This is a genomic window from Acidobacteriota bacterium (genome assembly GCA_016713675.1).
Lineage (GTDB): Bacteria > Acidobacteriota > Blastocatellia > Pyrinomonadales > Pyrinomonadaceae > OLB17.
On the sequence record JADJOS010000001.1, the window covers coordinates 2,552,562 to 2,569,282 of the forward strand.

A 16,721-nucleotide genomic window follows, 5' to 3' on the forward strand; every position below is an offset into this window, starting at 1 on the left:
CACATTTATCTGTTCAAATCCGGTAATATCGCGTCGAATGCCTCGCGGATGGCGAGGCGGTGGGCGGTGAGATGTTCGAGGAGTTCGGCGGGCGACCCAAGACCCATGCGTTCGGCGATGGTCGCAAGTGCAGTTTGGTTGGCGATCGAAAGCCTCGTCGTCCGCCCGATGGTGAGGCGGAGTTGGTGGTCGAGAGCGGAGAGGAAAGTGTGGCCATCTCGCAAAGCCGAGAGAGGGAGAAGGGGAGTAGAGGAGTCGGGTAACGAAGACGCTTCGCGATGATGTTGCTCAAGTTTGTCTAACATCGTGGAAGTGGAGCGCGGGTTCTCATCGGCCCCACTTCTCCTCTTCTCCTCTTCTCCGTTTCTATCCGCAACGTCCGGAACGTTGTCGCGCAGCTGCAAATACCGCATCGCGAAGTAAATGTCGAGCATGCCGCCGCTGCCGTACTTTATATCGATGTCGCCGCCACGCAACGAGCGCGTCCTTTCCTTTTCCAGAGCGAGGCGGACGCGGCGGGTCTCGGTGCGTAGCTCTTCGGTGTCGACGGTGAGGGCACGTTCGTGGATGATGCGGCGGGTTTCGCTTTCGACGTTCCGAGCGAGGCTTTGGTCGCCGCCGACCGCGCGGAGTTTGACGAACGCGAGCATTTCCCAGACGGCCGCTTTATCGCGCATATAGTCCAGAAACGCGTCGATCGAGATCGCGGTCATGCCCTTGGAACCGAAGGGGCGCAGACGAAGGTCGACGCGATACAGATTGCCGTCGCGGGTCATTGACGAAAGCGTTGTCGAGAACAATTCCACGGCCCGTGCATAGAACTCGGCCGCCGTCACGCCGGCGATCTGATGCCCGGGATCGAAATAGACCATCACCAGATCAAGGTCCGAATCATAATCAAGCCCGCGGCCGCCAAGTTTGCCGAGGGCGAGGATCGCGATATCGAGATTGACTTCGTGCGGGCGGTAGCGGTTGGTCAATTCGTCGCGGACGACCTCGAGGGCGGCCTTGATACTCGCCTCGGCAAGCTCGGTCTGAGCCCGTTTAGATTCGTTGAGGCCAAGTTTGCCAAAGATGTCACGCACCACCAGCTCAAGCAGCAGCCGCGACCATACCTTTCGCATCGCCGACAAACGGTGGCCGAAATCTCTCGTGCCGTCGATCGCTGCCGACATTATCATCTCGTAGTCCGGCTGCTCGAATTCGTCTTCCGGATCGGGCAGATCGACCGCTAACTGCGGGTTCGCCGCCAGCATTGCGGCAAAGTGCGGCGACACCGAGACGAGTTTATCCAGCACAGCGACATTCGATTCGGTGGCGTCGAAGTCAACGTCGGATTTCTCGATCGACTCGAGGACATGCGAACGCGTTCGCTCTTCGCGATTGGGCACCTCTGTAACTTCGAGATCGGCATCCTCGGCAGGAGTTTCGCCGAAGATCCGGGTGAAGATCCTGCTGACATTGTCGGTCGCGAGCGTCAGATCGGCCTCGAAATCGCCTGCGGATGCGAACGACATCTTGCGGGCGACGAGGCCGCGTTTATCAGGATCATCGGGAACTGTGTGCGTCTGGACGCCGTTCTTCATCTGCAGGATGTGCTCGGTGCGGCGAAGGAATTCGTAGGCGGTGGACAGCTCGGACAATTCGGCTTTGGAAATATACTTGCGGTCCGCAAGCCGCGACAAACTGATCAACGTGTGCGGGCTGCGGAGCCATTTGTCCTTGCCGCCGTAGGCAAGCTGAAGGGCCTGAGCAAGGAACTCGATCTCGCGAATGCCTCCGCGGCCAAGCTTCACATCGAAACCACGCCGGTTTATGTTCTCCTGATCGATCCGTTCTTTGGAACGACGGACGTTGGCAAGGGCGGTTTCGATAGTTTGCTTTTTTGAAAAGATCAGGTCCTCGACCGTGCCGAAGAATTGTTTGAACAGTTCAGTATCGCCGGCACAACCGCGCGAACGGATCAGCACCTGGCGTTCCCACGCACGGGCCTCGGTCTTGAAATACCTGATCATATCGCCCACCGACAATGCTAACGCCCCGAGCGAACCGTGCGGGCGGAGCCGCAGATCGACGCGATATGCCGCACCCTCGCCCGACGGCGAGCCGACGAGTTTGGTGATGTATTCAGCGAGCTTTACGTAGTATTCGCGGTTGGTCACGCTTTCACGCGAACCGCCGGTGGTCTTACCCTCGGCAGAATATATAAACAGCAGATCGATGTCGGAGGAATAGTTGAGCTCCTTGGATCCGAGTTTGCCGAGTGCGGCAATGCAAAAGCCGGACGGAACGAAGCGGCCTTTGTCGTCGGCCTCCTGCGGATGGCCGAAACGATTGTCGATCTCGTGGCGTGCCCGTTCGAGGGCAGTTTCGAGTATCGCATCGGCGAGATTGGATATTTCCTCAGTGATCTCAGCGATCGTCGCAAGCCGGCGAATATCACGGAGATATATCCGAAGCAATTCACGGCGGCGGAAACGAGCGAATAATACTTGCGGATCGAGTTGGGAATTGGTCAGAGCAAACCGGGCGAGCGACTCGATCAATTCCTCGCGGCTGCGAACGCCCGATTCGAGCCGTTTGCGTCCGAGCCACCAGATGTAATCCGGATGCTGGAGCAGCGTAGTCGCGAGTAAGGGGCTGAACGAGACAAGCGTCAAAACATCTGACAGCAGCCCGTCCTGCCTCAACAGTTTCTCGTGCTGGGCGGCGTGCTGTTCGGTGAACTGGCCGAGAAATCGCCGGGCGGCGTCGGCGTCTGGAAGGTCCTTGATGAGATTTTCTTCTTTACGCATAGCTCGCGTTGTGTCCCTACTACCGTGCGGGCTTCTGCATCATCGGCGGAAACGCTTTCGATCGATCTCGTATTTTACTATCTTATAGCCGAGAATGCGTTCGGTCGAATCGAGCATTTTCGCGGCCTTAGCGACGTTGCCCCGTGTCGATTTGAGCGTGTCGATGATCAGGTCCCGTTCGAACGCTTCGACTGCACTGGCCAGGGTCACGCGAGTTTCCGTACCGCTGACCTCAGCGGTTTGCAGCGTCGGCGGGAGGTGATGGCCGTGAATAACGTTCGAATCGCAGACCAGCACCGACCGTTCGATGACATTTTCGAGCTCACGCACGTTGCCGGGATAATGATAGGCAGTGAGCATGTCGATCGCGGGCGTCGAAATACGCTTGACGTTCTTATTGTGTTCAATCTCGTACTTTTCGAGGAAATGCTCGGCAAGCAGCAGAATGTCGGCCTTCCTTTCGCGTAGCGGCGGCAGATAGATCGTAAAGCCGGCCAGATGATCTAACAGTTCACCGTCAAACGTGCCCACGCGAACCGCATCAGCCAGATCCTGACTAGACGATGCGATAAGACGGATGTTGACGGAAACATCTTCGCCGCTGTCCGTGCGTACGAATTTGCGTTCCTGCACCGCACGGAGCACCTTGGACTGGAGATGGAGCGGCAGACCGCCTACTTCGTCAAGATAAAGCGTTCCGCCGTCGGCAAGTTCAAATCGGCCCTTCTTATCCGATCCGAAGATCTCGCTTTCGATCAACGCGTCGGGCACATCGGAGCAGTTTAGCTTTACGAACGAGCGTTTCGAACGCAGGCTGTTGTAATGAATGGAGCCGGCGATCAGTTCCTTGCCGGTCCCATGCTCTCCGCGGAGAAGCACGGTCGAGTTTGATCGTGCGATCTGCGTCACTTGATCGAGGGCCGTACGCATCGCCCCGGAGTTGCCGATGAGCTGCGACAGGTCATACTTTTGCCTGAGCTCCTGCTTTAGGTGAAGATTCTCCTCGGCGAGTTTACGATTGGCGGCGTCCAACATCCGCTCGACGAACATCGCCTGCGCGATGACAGGGGCAAATGCACCGAGCACTCTGACCACTCGGTTCTCCTCAACGCGTGTTCCGCCTCGAAAGCCCGCCGCAACCATGCCGACGGTCTTGCCTTTTACTGATACGGGGACAGCCACGAGGAAGCGGGTTTGGGTGCCAAATGCCAGGAAATCGAGTGCCCGGTCGGCTCCGACGTCATCGATGGCGAGAGGTTTTGAGAGTTCGAACATACGCCAAAGGCTGCTCTTTGCAATGCGCGATTCGAGGCGGCGAAAATCGGCAACGCCGACGCCTTCGGCCGCGACGAGGTCGGCGACACCGTCGTCGACACGCTGCCGGACGATGAACGCGACGTCAGCCGACAATGCACGCATTACTGTCTTCGTCACGACGCCTGCTCCATCGCGAAGCCCGCTGCCGTCCGCAAAAGCACCGGCCGCCGTCGCGATGAGATCGATGTGGTCTAGTTTCACTTTACCTACAAAATTGTAGCGCAAACGGCGGCCTGATGACGGAAACACGAGGGTAAACGAGTGCGCCAACGGGGTGATTCGTTTCGGCACGTCCGTTCACACTCGCGTTTCCGCTCTGCCCGACAAAGGATACGCTACAATCAAGTGGTGGAAACTCGCGTACACATCACAGCCGGGGACGAGCACAATAAAATGCGGCTCGAAGACTTTCTGCTGGGGCAATTTCATTCGCTCAGCAAGATGTATCTTCGCGCGGTCGTGAAGGCCGAACAGTGCGAGGTGAACGGCCGTTGGGAGAACCGCGGCTACAAACTGCGCCCGAACGATTTTGTTGAGATCACGGTAGACCACACACGCGGGACGGCAATGCAGCCGCAGAAGATCGAGCTCGACATATTATTCGAGGACGACGAACTGCTAATAATCAACAAGCCCGAAGACATGCTCATGCATCCCTCGCATCGTGACAACAGCGGTACGCTGCTGAATGCGCTGGCGTTTTACTTGAACCAGTCAGAACCGCCTGCGTCAGCGGGTGGCGTGTCGGTCGACTTAATCGGCTCGCACACGCCGCCCGCTTACGCAGGCGGTTCTGACAAGAACGACATGATCCGTCCAGGCCTTCCGCACAGGCTTGACCGGCTTACTTCGGGGCTTGTAGTCGTTACGAAGACGGCGAGGGCTCATCGGATTATTTCGGGGCATTTTCTGAAGAAGCGGGTAGAGAAACTTTACCTTGCGTTGGTCGACGGAGTGGTCGAGCACGACAGCGGAACGATCGACGCACCGATCGGGCGGTTTGCGGACATAAAGCTCTGGGGCGTAAAGGACGACGGGAAGAGAGCCGTGACCAATTACAAGGTTCGTGAGCGTTACGAAAAAACAACGCTGCTCGAACTCGAGCCCGTCACAGGCCGTACGAACCAACTCCGCATCCACGCTGCCCATATTGGGTATCCTATTGTTGGTGATGTGCAGCGTGCCGGCTCGAAGTACCGCCGTCTATGTTTGCATGCCTACCGCCTGGCGTTCCCGCATCCGACGACGCGGGAGATGATGCGGTTCGAGAAGGACGTTATATTCTGAGAACAGGTGCATAAGCCCGCACGCAGTAAGGGCGTAACATTCGACGTGCGCGTTACGCCCTTACTGCGTGCGGGCTTGTGCCATTTACTGCAGGACTATGTCGAACGCTTTTCCGCGTGTGCCTTTCTTAAAACGGACGCTGACGGCGTAGTTTTTGCCGGCTTCGAGGGTCCAGCAGCCTTCGCCGTAGCCTTCGTAATACTTGTTATCGGCATAGAGCGTATTCGACCAGAGTTTATAGCAGTACTTTCCGGGCCCGTTAAAGGTGTAAGACTGTTTCGCGACGGGAGTCTTGGTATTGACGACGAAGTCGCGCCTGACGTTGTTCGAGCCGAAGTGCATAATAATGTTCTCGGCACGTTGCCCAGCGGCAATGTTCAGTTCATCGGTGATCGTGATCCTGCCGGGGGCGGTGCTCTTGCGTGCGCCGTATAGCTTTTGGATGCCGACGATATCGAGAGCGGAGAGAGCACCGTCGTTGTTCCAACGCGGGTTGCAGTAATTCATCACGCTGTCGGGGTCGTACACGGTGAGGAGCAGGCCGCCCGATTTGCGAGCCTCGGTCTTACAAGTCGAATCGGCACGATCCTGTTCGTGCATCAGCCCGAGAGCATGGCCAAACTCGTGCACCGCGACGCTCGCAATACACGCCATGCGCCGATTGGCAGCCTGGCAACTGGGCGAGAAGTTCTTGAACGTAAAGTTCAGCTCCATGCCGTTCCGCGAGCCATCCATGTAACGGCCGATGCCCGAATTCGAGCGCGTATCGGTGATCAGGATGCGGATGCCTTTGCTCGCAGCGACGCATTGCTGCCAGCCGTAAAAATTGATGTTTGCCGCGGCTTGCCAGGTGCTCGTTATCTTATTCTTGACGACCGCCGTTTCGGCGTTCCAGCCATTTGGATTTTCCCAACAGACAGGAATGTAAGCAATGCCGTCAGTCGAGGCCGGCCACTGCCAGCCCGCACCTGTAACGGCATAGCCCCTGCTCGAAACCTGTGCGTTTGCGGACAAAGCAATGCCCGCGAGCAGCACAAACACCACTGCCAAAACCTGCTTAAACAAGACCATCGAGCCACTCTGCCTTTTTATCTGTTTGTTCACAACGATTTACAAGATACCATAACCTTCGTTGTGGAGATGGATGTTATTTGCGATTCAAGAGGTTGCAGGGAAAAGATCGAACGTCGCCGTCTGTTTTCGAGCGGATAAGTGTCGCGCAGCGACAATTTGAACGGAGCCGCGGATCTTGATCCGCGGCTCCGATAACCTCGCCGGTCAAGCGGCCGGGAAGCCAACACGGGCATTATGCTCCGACCGCCTTTTTTTCGTCGTCGTCAGTAAACGGATTGTGCAGGTGGACCGGTTCCGCTTTCTTACGGAGTCGCATATTCAGGATCTCAACGATAACCGAGAAGGCCATCGCGAAATAGATGTAGCCCTTCGGGATCTTGTGATGGAAGCCCTCTGCGACAAGCATTACGCCGATCAGCAGCAGGAACGACAGTGCGAGCATCTTGATGGTCGGATGTTTTTGTACAAAGGCACCGATCGAGCCAGCAAAGGCCATCATCGCGGCTATCGAGATGACCACCGCCGTGATCATGATCCAAATACCGTATGGGCCGTATTGGTCGCTGATCATACCGACCGCAGTTATGACCGAATCAAGCGAGAAAACAATGTCGAGAACCACGATCTGCAGGATAACACTGGCAAAACCCGCATAGACCTTTTTAGATTCGTGGCCAACCTCGCCCTCAAGCGAGCCGTGGATCTCGTGGGTCGATTTGGCGATCAGGAACAGCCCGCCGATCAGCAGAACGAGGTCCTTTCCGGAAAAGGTTTGCCCCCAGATCGTGAATAGCGGAGCAACGAGGCCGATCACCCACGAAAGCGAGAAGAGTAAAATGACCCTCATTATCAGCGCGAGAGCCAATCCGATATAGCGGGCCTTTGCCTGCTGCTCTTTCGGCAGTTTGCCGGACAAGATCGAGATGAAAATAACGTTGTCGATGCCCAGTACGAGCTCAAGTACCGTTAAAGTCGCAAAAGCGATCCATACTTGCGGATCTGAAAGGAATTCCATGTAGGTCGATTCTCCAAAGGCACGTAGCCGATAATCTCAAATATTATATGTCACAGTGACGAATTATAAAATTGTTTGATAGATTTGTTTGAGCAAATGGAAACAACGCCGACAGAATCACGGACTGGTCTTTCTAAATGGAAAAAGCGTGTATTCGCGCTTGTGCTTTTGGCCTGCGGTCTTTTGGCCGGTCTGGTCGTGGCTGAAGCAGTCTTGCGAATTGCCGGATATTCGTCACCCGAATTCTACACAGCCCATGAAACACGCGGCTATTCGCTGATCCCGAACATGCACGGCCAGTATCGTAAGGAAGGCCGGAGCTTCGTCGAGATAAACAGCGCCGGGTTTCGTGATGTCGAACACACTATCGCAAAAGCCCCGGGTGTTACGCGGATCGCAATTATCGGAGACTCTTACGTTGAGGCATTACAGGTAGAGAGAGATGAATCGTTCGTGCAGTTTATGCAAGCCGAAATCGAAAAATGCGGCTTTGGCCAACAGTTCGAGGTGCTGCGATTCGGCGTTTCCGGCTACGGCACGGCGCAGCAGCTACTGATGCTCAGGGAAGATGTTCTCAAATACTCGCCCGACGCAGTTATACTTTTGATGACGACCAATAACGACATCTCAGACAACGCCCGCGTGTTTAAGAAGGTCCCGATACCATATTTTGAATACCGTGAGGGCATGCTTGTTCTGGACGAGAGTTTTCGAACCGAGCGGGCATTTTTGGTGCGAAACTCGAACCTCAGCCGTCTCGGCATCTGGCTCAAGAATAGCCTCCGTGTTGTCCAAGCAATAGGCGAAGCTCAAACCTCGATCAAATACAAATACCGGCAATGGAAGGACTCAACGACATCTTCCGCCGGCAATACTTCGGTCGGACCAGCACCATCACCGCCGGTAGCAGAAGTTGGCGTAGACTATCAAGTGTATCGCGAGCCGACCGATGCAAATTGGCAGAATGCGTGGCGTGTTACCGAGGGTATCCTCGATCTGATGAATAACGAAGTTCGTTCAGCGAATGCCAAATTCGTTGTCGTTACTGGGAGCAATGGCGGTCAAGTCCTTCCCAACGTCCAAGAGCGAGATCGGTTAGCGTCGATGCTTGGAATCAATGATCTTCTTTATCCCGACCGGAGGATCGCCGAGTTTTGCAGATCGAAAGAGATTCCCGTCATTGCGCTTGCAACGGCCTTGGGCGACTACACAAGGCGCGTGCAAGCAGACATTCACGGTATAGAGGGAAACATTGGATACGGGCATTGGAACAAGCTCGGTCATCAGGTCGCCGGCACCGAGTTGGGGCGAAGGATGTGCGAACTGCGATAGATAATGGTAAATATTCTCGGTATATCGGCGTTTTATCACGACTCGGCAGCTTGTCTCGTTCAGGACGGCGACATTGTCGCGGCGGCGCAGGAGGAACGTTTTACACGCAAGAAGCACGACGAGAGTTTTCCGGCGCAGGCGATGGAGTTTTGTCTCGAATTCGCGGGCATTACCCGCGACGATATCGACCACGTCGTTTTCTATGACAAGCCTCTCTTGACCTTTGAGAGGCTGCTCGAGACTTACATCGACTTTGCACCACGCGGCTTTCGTTCGTATCTGAAAGCGATGCCGGTTTGGTTGACCGAGAACCTCTGGACACGCGAAACGATCAGAAAGCAGACAGGCTTCGAAGGCAAGGTGCTATTCACCGAACATCACCAAGCTCATGCAGCGTCGGCTTTTTTCCCCTCGCCGTTTGAACACGCTGCGATTCTGACCATAGACGGCGTCGGCGAATGGGCGACGTCGAGCTACGGCATAGGCAATGGAAATGAACTCGATATTCTCGCGGAATTGCGTTTTCCACACTCGCTCGGACTACTGTATTCAGCGTTCACGTATTTTACGGGTTTCAAGGTCAACTCGGGCGAATATAAGCTGATGGGCTTGGCTCCATACGGCGAGCCGGTTTATGTGAAGACGATCTTGGACAATCTGATCGATCTGCGCGGCGACGGCTCGCTGAGGCTGAATATGGAATATTTTGACTTTGCAGCTGGTCTCAGGATGACAAACAAGAAGTTTGCAGCCTTGTTCGGCGGCCCGGAACGAAGTCCCGAGACTAAATGGACACAGCGTGAGATGAACCTGGCACGTTCCGTACAAGAAGTTACGGAAATGGCTATGCTCCGGATGGCAAACCACTTGCACAAAGAGACTGGCGAGACCAATCTATGCCTCGCCGGCGGCGTTGCTTTGAATTGCGTTGCGAACGGCCGAATTTTGCGGGAAACGCCGTTCGAGAACATTTGGATCGAACCCGCGGCGGGTGATGCCGGCGGGGCTCTCGGAGCGGCCCTTTCGGTTTGGCACCAATATCTTGGGAACGAGAGAAAGGTTGGCCCGAGAGATTCGATAAAGGGTTCGCTGCTCGGGCCGGAATTTTCAAAAGCGGTTGTTCGGAAAGTTTTGGATGATGCGGGAGCGGTGTATCTGGAGCTGGCGGAGACCAAAATGATCGATCGAGTCGCCAGGCTTTTGGCCGATGGAAAGATCGTCGGATGGTTTCAGGGACGGATGGAGTTTGGTCCACGTGCACTTGGCGGACGGAGTATTTTAGGCGATCCGCGTTCGGCGGAGATGCAGTCGAGAATGAACCTGAAGATCAAGTTCCGCGAATCTTTCCGGCCTTTCGCACCTGCGGTGTTACGTGAACGAGCAAGCGAATATTTCGATCTCGATTCCGACTCGCCGTACATGCTGCTCGTTGCCGCGGTAAGTGAACGGCAGCGTGTTGCGGCGTCGGACGATGGCGTTCGGGGGCTCGACAAACTGCGAATTCCACGCTCGCGTATCCCTGCGGTCACACATGTAGATCATTCGGCCCGCGTGCAGACCGTTACTCGTGAGGGAAATGCTCGGTTCTTCGACCTGATCACGAGGTTTGGTGAAATTACCGGCGATCCGGTTTTGATCAACACATCATTCAATGTGCGCGGCGAACCAATCGTCTGCACACCGGCGGACGCGTTTCGATGTTTCATGCGAACCGGTATGGACTATCTCGTGTTGGGAGACATTGTGCTCGATAAGAACGATCAGACGGCTGCGATCGCAATGGAAAGCGACTGGCATGCGGAGTTTCCGCTGGATTAGAAATGAATACAGACATTAAAGGCGTAACTCGCGAAGAGGCCCGAAAAACAGCGTTTGTTGTGGCGGTCGTGCTCGTCGGAGCCACAGCCTGGTTTCTTTACCGCGGAAGAATGAACGTGGTCATTGTTTTGGGGGCGATCGCCGCTGTCCTGTTCCTTGTTGGAGCCTTCGTTGCTCCGGCTGCAAAGGTCTTTCATCGGGTCTGGATGAAGATCGCTTTTGCGCTTGGCTACGTAAACAGCAGGATAATTCTAACGCTAGTGTATTGTCTGGTCTTTGTTCCGTACCGGTTCATTTCGCGTCTTAGAGGCCGCGATCCGCTCGACCTGCGGTCAGAGAACCACGAAAGCTATTGGCACAGACGCGAGAAAACCCGACCCGACAACGAACAATTTGAGAGGCTCTTTTGATAAGATAGAAAACGAGAAGCGAACCAATGAGAAGATTTGAGTTATTGCACGAATTTTGGCTGTTTTTCAAACAAAACAAGAAATATTGGCTGTTGCCGATGGTCGTTATCTTGGTAGGGATCGGGGCATTGCTTGTATTTGCTCAATCGTCAGCAATTGCCCCATTCATCTACTCGATATTTTAGTCAAGTGATTTACACGGCATAGTAGACGCCTTATCCGCGGCGATGCGTGCTTCTTCGTTCTGCTTGGAACCCGGCATGATGACGTCCGTCACGCATGATTCTTTTGCGCCGACTTTCGAGACCATGAGATAGGAAGTACTCTTTTGTGAGTCGTCGCTCCCGGCCACGTTATAACGGACGATCATCGCGACGGGCACTTTTCCTTTCATACGCCACTCGATCTTCTCACCCACATAGGAAAAACCGCCATAGAAAGCCCAGAAATTCAGTTCGAATTTCTTCTTGGCGGGCGTGATGACGTTGATCGTCTGTCGAATATCGCCTTCGATCAGTCGGATCTTGTAGCCGCCGGCGCCGCTGCATTCGCCTTCGTAAGAGCCGGCCTCGTCAGGATTTGAACTGATGGTACGACATGCACTGGTTTTGGTGCTTGTATAGATGCTGGTGTACTGCGCAAACGCGATGCCCGCAAACGCGAACATACAAATAACTGACGAAAGTAAATATTTCATAGTTGTTCTCCTTTTTACTGCAACACTTTGCCACAATTAGCGGCGATAGACAATTCGGCCGCCGACGATGGTCGCGACGGCTCCGCCTGTGAATTGCCAGCCGTCGAACGGGGAGTTGCGGGACTTGGATTTGGAGTCTGCGTTGCGGTACGTCCATTGCAGGTCGGGGTCGATGATCGTAATATCTGCGATCGAGCCCGGACGGATCGTTCCGCGCTCTTTAAGGCGGAAGATCTTCGCAGGATTCGTGGAACATAATTGTACTAGCCGAACGAGATCGATGACGCCTTTGTGGACAAGCTCATTAAAGGCCAGGCCGAGCGCTGTTTCGAGCCCCGTAATGCCCATCGGGGCCCGGTCGTATTCAAGTGCCTTCTCATCCGCGTGATGCGGAGCATGGTCCGTGGCAATCGCGTCGATCGTGCCGTCTTTTATTCCCTCGATCACGGCTTCGCGATGCTCCTCGGAGCGTAAAGGCGGAGCCATTTTGGTATTGGTGTCGTAGCCCTCGACCGCTTTATCTGTAAGCGTAAAGTGGTGCGGCGTGACTTCGCACGTAACTTTCAGGCCCTCGGCTTTCGCCCGGCGGACTGCGTCAACGGCCCCTTGCGTCGAGACATGCGCGATGTGAACGTGAGCTCCGGTATCGGCGGCAAGGATGATGTCGCGGACAGCGTCAATGTCTTCGGCGAGGGCCGGCATTCCTTTGAGGCCGAGCAGCAGGGAAATGCGGCCTTCGTGCATCACGCCGCCGCTGGAAAGCGATTTGTCTTCGCAATGATCGATCACCGGTAGATCAAAATCGCGTGCATACTGCATCGCCCGCCGCATAATTCCCGCGTTCGGCACAGGCCGGCCATCATCCGAGACGGCAACTGCACCGGCCGCTTTCATCTCGCCCATTTCAGCGAGTTCGCTGCCGTCGGAAGATTTTGTAATGGCGCCGATCGGGAACACATTCGCGAGGCCCGCGCGTTCCGCCTGCTCGATCATGTAACGCGTGATCGCAGCATTGTCGTTGACGGGATTAGTATTCGGCATCGGACAAACGCTCGCCCAACCGCCAGCTACAGCCGCCGCACAACCGCTCGCGATCGTTTCTTTATGCTCCTGTCCCGGCTCCCGCAGATGCACGTGCATGTCAATAAAACCCGGAGCCACAAGCAGCCCGCTGGCGTCAAACACTTCGCAATCGCTGGGCGTCGGTTCGTTCGGCCGCAGCCACGCCGCGATCTTGCCATCCTCGATGAGGATGTTCATCCCCGTGTTTTCTTCAGCCGCCGGGTCGATGAGATGGCCGTTTGTGATCAGTAACTTCATAAAAAAACTACGAACCGGAAGCCGTGCCTCCTGTTGCGAGATACAAGACCGCCATTCGCACCGCGACACCGTATTTTACTTGGTCTAAGATAAGCGAACGCGAGCTGTCGGCAACCTCGGACGCGATCTCGATGCCTCGGTTCATCGGGCCGGGATGCAGGACGATGGCGTCTTTTTTAGCGAGATCGAGGCGTTCGTTCGTCAGGCCGAAGTGGATCGAGTATTCGCGTAAGGACGGGAAATACGCGGCGTCCTGGCGTTCGCTTTGGATTCGAAGGATCATGACGACATCGGCTCCGGTGATGGCGTCTTCGATGTGGTCGCAGACCTGTAAATTGTTTTCTACCAGATGCTGAAAGTCGCCGGGGACAAGCGTTCCCGGGCCGGCGACGCGGACCTTTGCTCCCATTTTTGTTAGCAGATGAATGTTTGAGCGGGCGACGCGGCTGTGGAGGATGTCGCCGACGATCGCGACTTCGAGGCCGGCGATCTGCTTTTTGTGCTCGCGGATCGTCATCGCGTCGAGCAGTGCCTGCGTCGGATGCTCATTGGCACCGTCACCGGCGTTAATGATCGCGGCTTTGCTTACTTTTGCAAGTTGATGCGGAACGCCGGCACTCGAATGGCGGACGACGATACAGTCGGGTGCCATCGCGTCGAGGTTCATCGCCGTGTCGAGCAGCGTTTCACCTTTGCTGACGCTCGATGACGATACGCTGATATTGACCGCGTCAGCGGAGAGCCGTTTGGCTGCAAGTTCGAAAGACGTTCGTGTGCGGGTTGAGGCCTCGAAAAAGAGATTGATGACCGTCTTGCCGCGTAGGGCCGGAACCTTCTTGACCTCCCGATTTGAGATCTCACTAAAATTTTCCGCTGTGTCGAGAATACCGGTGATCTCCGCGGCAGTTAGATCGCGGATGCCAAGCAAGTCTCGTCGTCTGAACGGTTTATCCATTCGAAAATTAAGCGAAAAAAAACAGGCTGCACAGCCTGTTTACGGTCTTTCAAAAATGCCAACGGCCTCGACATCGTCAAATTCTTTTAGCATGACCTTAATTATCTCGGTCTGCTTGGTCGGTACGAGTTTGCCGATGAAATCGGCCTGGATCGGCAATTCGCGGTGTTCGCGGCCGCGGTCGATGAGGACGGCAAGCTGCACTTTGCGCGGACGGCCGAAATCCATGAGTTGGTCCATAGCCGCGCGAATGGTTCGGCCTGTATACAGCACATCATCTACGAGAACGATTATTTTGTCGTCAATATCGTGGTCCAACTCAGTGCGATTAACGATCGGGTTTGCGCCGACGGTGGAAAGGTCGTCGCGATAGAGTGTGATGTCGAGAATTCCATACAGTGGGCGTTCGCCCTCGAGTGCTTCGATCTTATCGACGATCTTTTCGGCAAGAGGCACGCCGCGACGGCGGACACCGACTATATAAAGGTCTTTTGCACCGTGATTCGTCTCGACGATCTCCGTTGACAGCCGACGCAGTGCGCGCTTCATCGCGGCGGAATCCATGATCCGCGATTTTTCTACCAATTTGATATCGTCACCCATTTGCTAGCAAATCGTAACAAACGTGCGGGTAAAGTTCAAAGTTTCTACTTCGAAGTTTTTATATTCGGCCGCTTCAACTAAAATCAAGCACTAAGACTATGTCATTTCTTTGGGAAAAGCTGATCAGGCCGGCACTATTTCGTCTCGATGCCGAGCGAGCACACGAACTCGGCATCAAGGCGATGGAACTTGGCTTGGCGTCGATCTTTGCTTCGTCTGGTGATGAACCGGCATCAGGCGAAGTCGAGCGGTTTGGTTTGAAATTTGCGAATCCATTGGGAATCGCGGCGGGTTTTGATAAGAACGGCGTTGTGGTCGACCAACTTGCTTCGCTCGGGTTTGGGTTTGTTGAGGTCGGTACCGTCACCTATGATCCGCAGCCGGGCAATCCAAAGCCGAGGATGTTTCGTTTACCGGAAGACAAGGCATTGATAAATCGGCTTGGTTTCAACAACGATGGTGCGAAGGTCGTCACTGAAAGATTGCGGGATATCAAACGAAAATGCGTAGTCGGCGTTAATATCGGCAAGAACAAAGGCGTTCCTAACCAGGACGCGACTGAAAATTATCTCAAGAGTTTTGATATCGTCCATCCGGTTGCAGATTACATTGCGGTGAATATATCATCGCCAAACACTCCGAATTTGCGGGAATTACAAAAAGCTGAAAGTTTGGACGAACTGCTTGGAGAACTGCAAAAGAACAATCGAGAGCTTGGAGCGAAGCCGCTGTTGGTCAAGATCGCTCCGGATCTAAGCGAAGCAGAGATCGAGTCGATCGTTGGTATTGCCATGCGATACGAGCTGGCGGGGATCATCGCGACAAATACGACGATATCGCGTGAAGGTTTGAAAACAAAGAACATTGACGCAATCGGGGCCGGCGGACTAAGCGGAATGCCGCTGACGAACCGCTCGACTACAGTTATCGCGAGCATTTACCGCTATTCTAAGGGTAAACTGCCGATCGTTGGAGTCGGTGGAATCTTTACTGCCGACGATGCATTTGAAAAGATCGCTGCCGGTGCAAGCTTGATCCAGGCATACACCGGATTTGTGTACGGCGGGCCAGCGTTCGCGGTCGAGATCAACCGTGGGTTAGCTGCAATTCTGAAAAAGCGTGGTTTTGCATCATTCGACGAGGCTGTAGGGTCGAGCACGAATTGAGAAAAAGTTTCTTGGTGTTGAGCTGTATTTAGGGTCCTTGGCTACATTACGTCGCGTAATAGAGGTCGGTTTCACAGAAACGCGATAATACGTCAAGAAATGGCAAGGCAGGAAAAACACCTGTGTCGTTATATCCAAGCAACTAATTATAAGACGCTAGGTGTTTCATTTTGACAAAAAATGCAAATTTTCACCGCCGTCTCGCACTTCGATCATTCACACAAGTCCATGGCTGCCGCTTACCCTTCCTCGGCAACTAACTCCGATACAAAGTCACCGACATTCGAGGCATCAACTGCTATTTATTTGACACGGAACTCTAAGAGGCTATAATAAACGTTTGCTTTCGGCTCGGTGGAAGCTGTTATTTGCACTGCGAGTGATGATAATTGATTTGACAAGCATTGTGGCTCGGCCGAAGGCGATCGAACTTAACTTCTTGCCGGATGAGATCGACCTTGAGATCGAAGGTGCTAAGCTGGCCGGTGACGCAAAGTTTAAGGGTGAGACCGAGAGGGTGGATGGTAAGGCTCACGTTCGGGGAACTATCAACGTTGGAGTCTTGGTCGATTGTACGCGTTGTCTGGTGCCGGTAGCGAAAGAGTTTGAAATTTCATTCGACGATATATTCATTGATCCGGCGGACGAGCCTGATGAAATCGAGGTCGTCCTTGATCCTAATGCACTCGATGAGTCGATCGCGATCGACGGAAAGATAGACCTTGCTGAGATCGTCAGAGAGCAGATAATACTTGCTTTGCCGGATCAGGTTTATTGCGATGATGATTGTAAGGGTTTGTGTCCGGAGTGCGGATCGAACCGAAATTTGATAGATTGTAGATGTATTGAAGATGAGATCGACCCGAGATGGTCAGCTCTAAAAGGTTTTTAAGTAGCCGCGAAAAGGCGCAAAAGATACAAGATAGGACTTT

Annotated in this window: 15 protein-coding genes; 7 read left to right on the top strand and 8 right to left on the bottom strand. The window is 54.4% G+C overall.

What is annotated here, in order from left to right; all coding sequences use genetic code 11:
* Window positions 1-5: 5 nt before the first annotated feature.
* Together IPK01_11675 and IPK01_11680 are read right to left on the bottom strand one after the other, a co-directional pair.
* A complete protein-coding gene (locus IPK01_11675) occupies window positions 6-2,795 on the bottom strand; it encodes a hypothetical protein (protein ID MBK7934134.1) in 2,790 nt (929 codons plus the stop codon).
* A 39-nt stretch (window positions 2,796-2,834) separates the two neighbouring features.
* Entirely contained in the window at window positions 2,835-4,313 is a 1,479-nt protein-coding gene (locus IPK01_11680) for a sigma 54-interacting transcriptional regulator (GenBank protein ID MBK7934135.1), read from the bottom strand.
* 192 nt (window positions 4,314-4,505) lie between these two features.
* Between IPK01_11680 and IPK01_11685 the strand changes: the two genes are divergently transcribed.
* Window positions 4,506-5,399 carry an RluA family pseudouridine synthase gene (locus IPK01_11685; GenBank protein MBK7934136.1) on the top strand — a complete coding sequence of 298 codons (894 nt, stop codon included), beginning with the start codon at window positions 4,506-4,508 and terminating at the stop codon, window positions 5,397-5,399.
* Between the two features lie 84 nt (window positions 5,400-5,483).
* Here the strand turns inward: IPK01_11685 and IPK01_11690 are convergent, their stop codons facing one another.
* Complete coding sequence (locus IPK01_11690; protein ID MBK7934137.1) at window positions 5,484-6,470, bottom strand: matrixin family metalloprotease; 987 nt, start codon at window positions 6,468-6,470, stop codon at window positions 5,484-5,486.
* Between the two features lie 235 nt (window positions 6,471-6,705).
* On the bottom strand, window positions 6,706-7,488 hold the full coding sequence (locus IPK01_11695) for a TerC family protein (GenBank protein MBK7934138.1): 783 nt from the start codon (window positions 7,486-7,488) through the stop codon (window positions 6,706-6,708).
* Between the two features lie 198 nt (window positions 7,489-7,686).
* On the opposite strand from IPK01_11695, the gene IPK01_11700 reads away from it, so the two are divergent.
* From IPK01_11700 to IPK01_11715, 4 genes are read left to right on the top strand one after another with little or no spacing between them, the layout of a single operon-like run.
* The gene (locus IPK01_11700) at window positions 7,687-8,820 is read left to right on the top strand and encodes an SGNH/GDSL hydrolase family protein (GenBank protein MBK7934139.1); all 1,134 of its coding nucleotides are present in this window, start codon (window positions 7,687-7,689) and stop codon (window positions 8,818-8,820) included.
* A gap of 3 nt (window positions 8,821-8,823) precedes the next feature.
* Window positions 8,824-10,638, top strand: coding sequence for a carbamoyltransferase (locus tag IPK01_11705; GenBank protein MBK7934140.1), 1,815 nt, complete (start codon window positions 8,824-8,826; stop codon window positions 10,636-10,638).
* A 2-nt stretch (window positions 10,639-10,640) separates the two neighbouring features.
* Window positions 10,641-11,048 carry a hypothetical protein gene (locus IPK01_11710; GenBank protein MBK7934141.1) on the top strand — a complete coding sequence of 136 codons (408 nt, stop codon included), beginning with the start codon at window positions 10,641-10,643 and terminating at the stop codon, window positions 11,046-11,048.
* A gap of 26 nt (window positions 11,049-11,074) precedes the next feature.
* Window positions 11,075-11,233: a hypothetical protein gene (locus IPK01_11715; protein MBK7934142.1), complete on the top strand. Its 159-nt coding sequence runs from the start codon at window positions 11,075-11,077 to the stop codon at window positions 11,231-11,233.
* On the opposite strand, the gene IPK01_11720 is transcribed toward IPK01_11715, so the two are convergent.
* The 4 genes from IPK01_11720 to pyrR are packed head-to-tail and all read right to left on the bottom strand — an operon-like array spanning window position 11,230 to window position 14,605.
* Window positions 11,230-11,745, bottom strand: coding sequence for a hypothetical protein (locus tag IPK01_11720; GenBank protein ID MBK7934143.1), 516 nt, complete (start codon window positions 11,743-11,745; stop codon window positions 11,230-11,232). The genes IPK01_11715 and IPK01_11720 overlap by 4 nt on opposite strands.
* Before the next feature lie 36 nt (window positions 11,746-11,781).
* Window positions 11,782-13,065 (bottom strand): dihydroorotase, encoded by a 1,284-nt coding sequence (locus tag IPK01_11725; protein ID MBK7934144.1) that lies wholly within the window; start codon window positions 13,063-13,065, stop codon window positions 11,782-11,784.
* 7 nt (window positions 13,066-13,072) lie between these two features.
* Window positions 13,073-14,020, bottom strand: a complete 948-nt coding sequence (locus IPK01_11730; GenBank protein ID MBK7934145.1) for an aspartate carbamoyltransferase catalytic subunit — start codon at window positions 14,018-14,020, stop codon at window positions 13,073-13,075.
* Between the two features lie 39 nt (window positions 14,021-14,059).
* A complete protein-coding gene (gene pyrR / locus IPK01_11735) occupies window positions 14,060-14,605 on the bottom strand; it encodes a bifunctional pyr operon transcriptional regulator/uracil phosphoribosyltransferase PyrR (GenBank protein ID MBK7934146.1) in 546 nt (181 codons plus the stop codon).
* A 116-nt stretch (window positions 14,606-14,721) separates the two neighbouring features.
* On the opposite strand from pyrR, the gene IPK01_11740 reads away from it, so the two are divergent.
* The gene (locus IPK01_11740; GenBank protein ID MBK7934147.1) at window positions 14,722-15,789 is read left to right on the top strand and encodes a quinone-dependent dihydroorotate dehydrogenase; all 1,068 of its coding nucleotides are present in this window, start codon (window positions 14,722-14,724) and stop codon (window positions 15,787-15,789) included.
* Between the two features lie 382 nt (window positions 15,790-16,171).
* Window positions 16,172-16,681, top strand: coding sequence for a DUF177 domain-containing protein (locus IPK01_11745; protein MBK7934148.1), 510 nt, complete (start codon window positions 16,172-16,174; stop codon window positions 16,679-16,681).
* Window positions 16,682-16,721 lie beyond the last annotated feature (40 nt).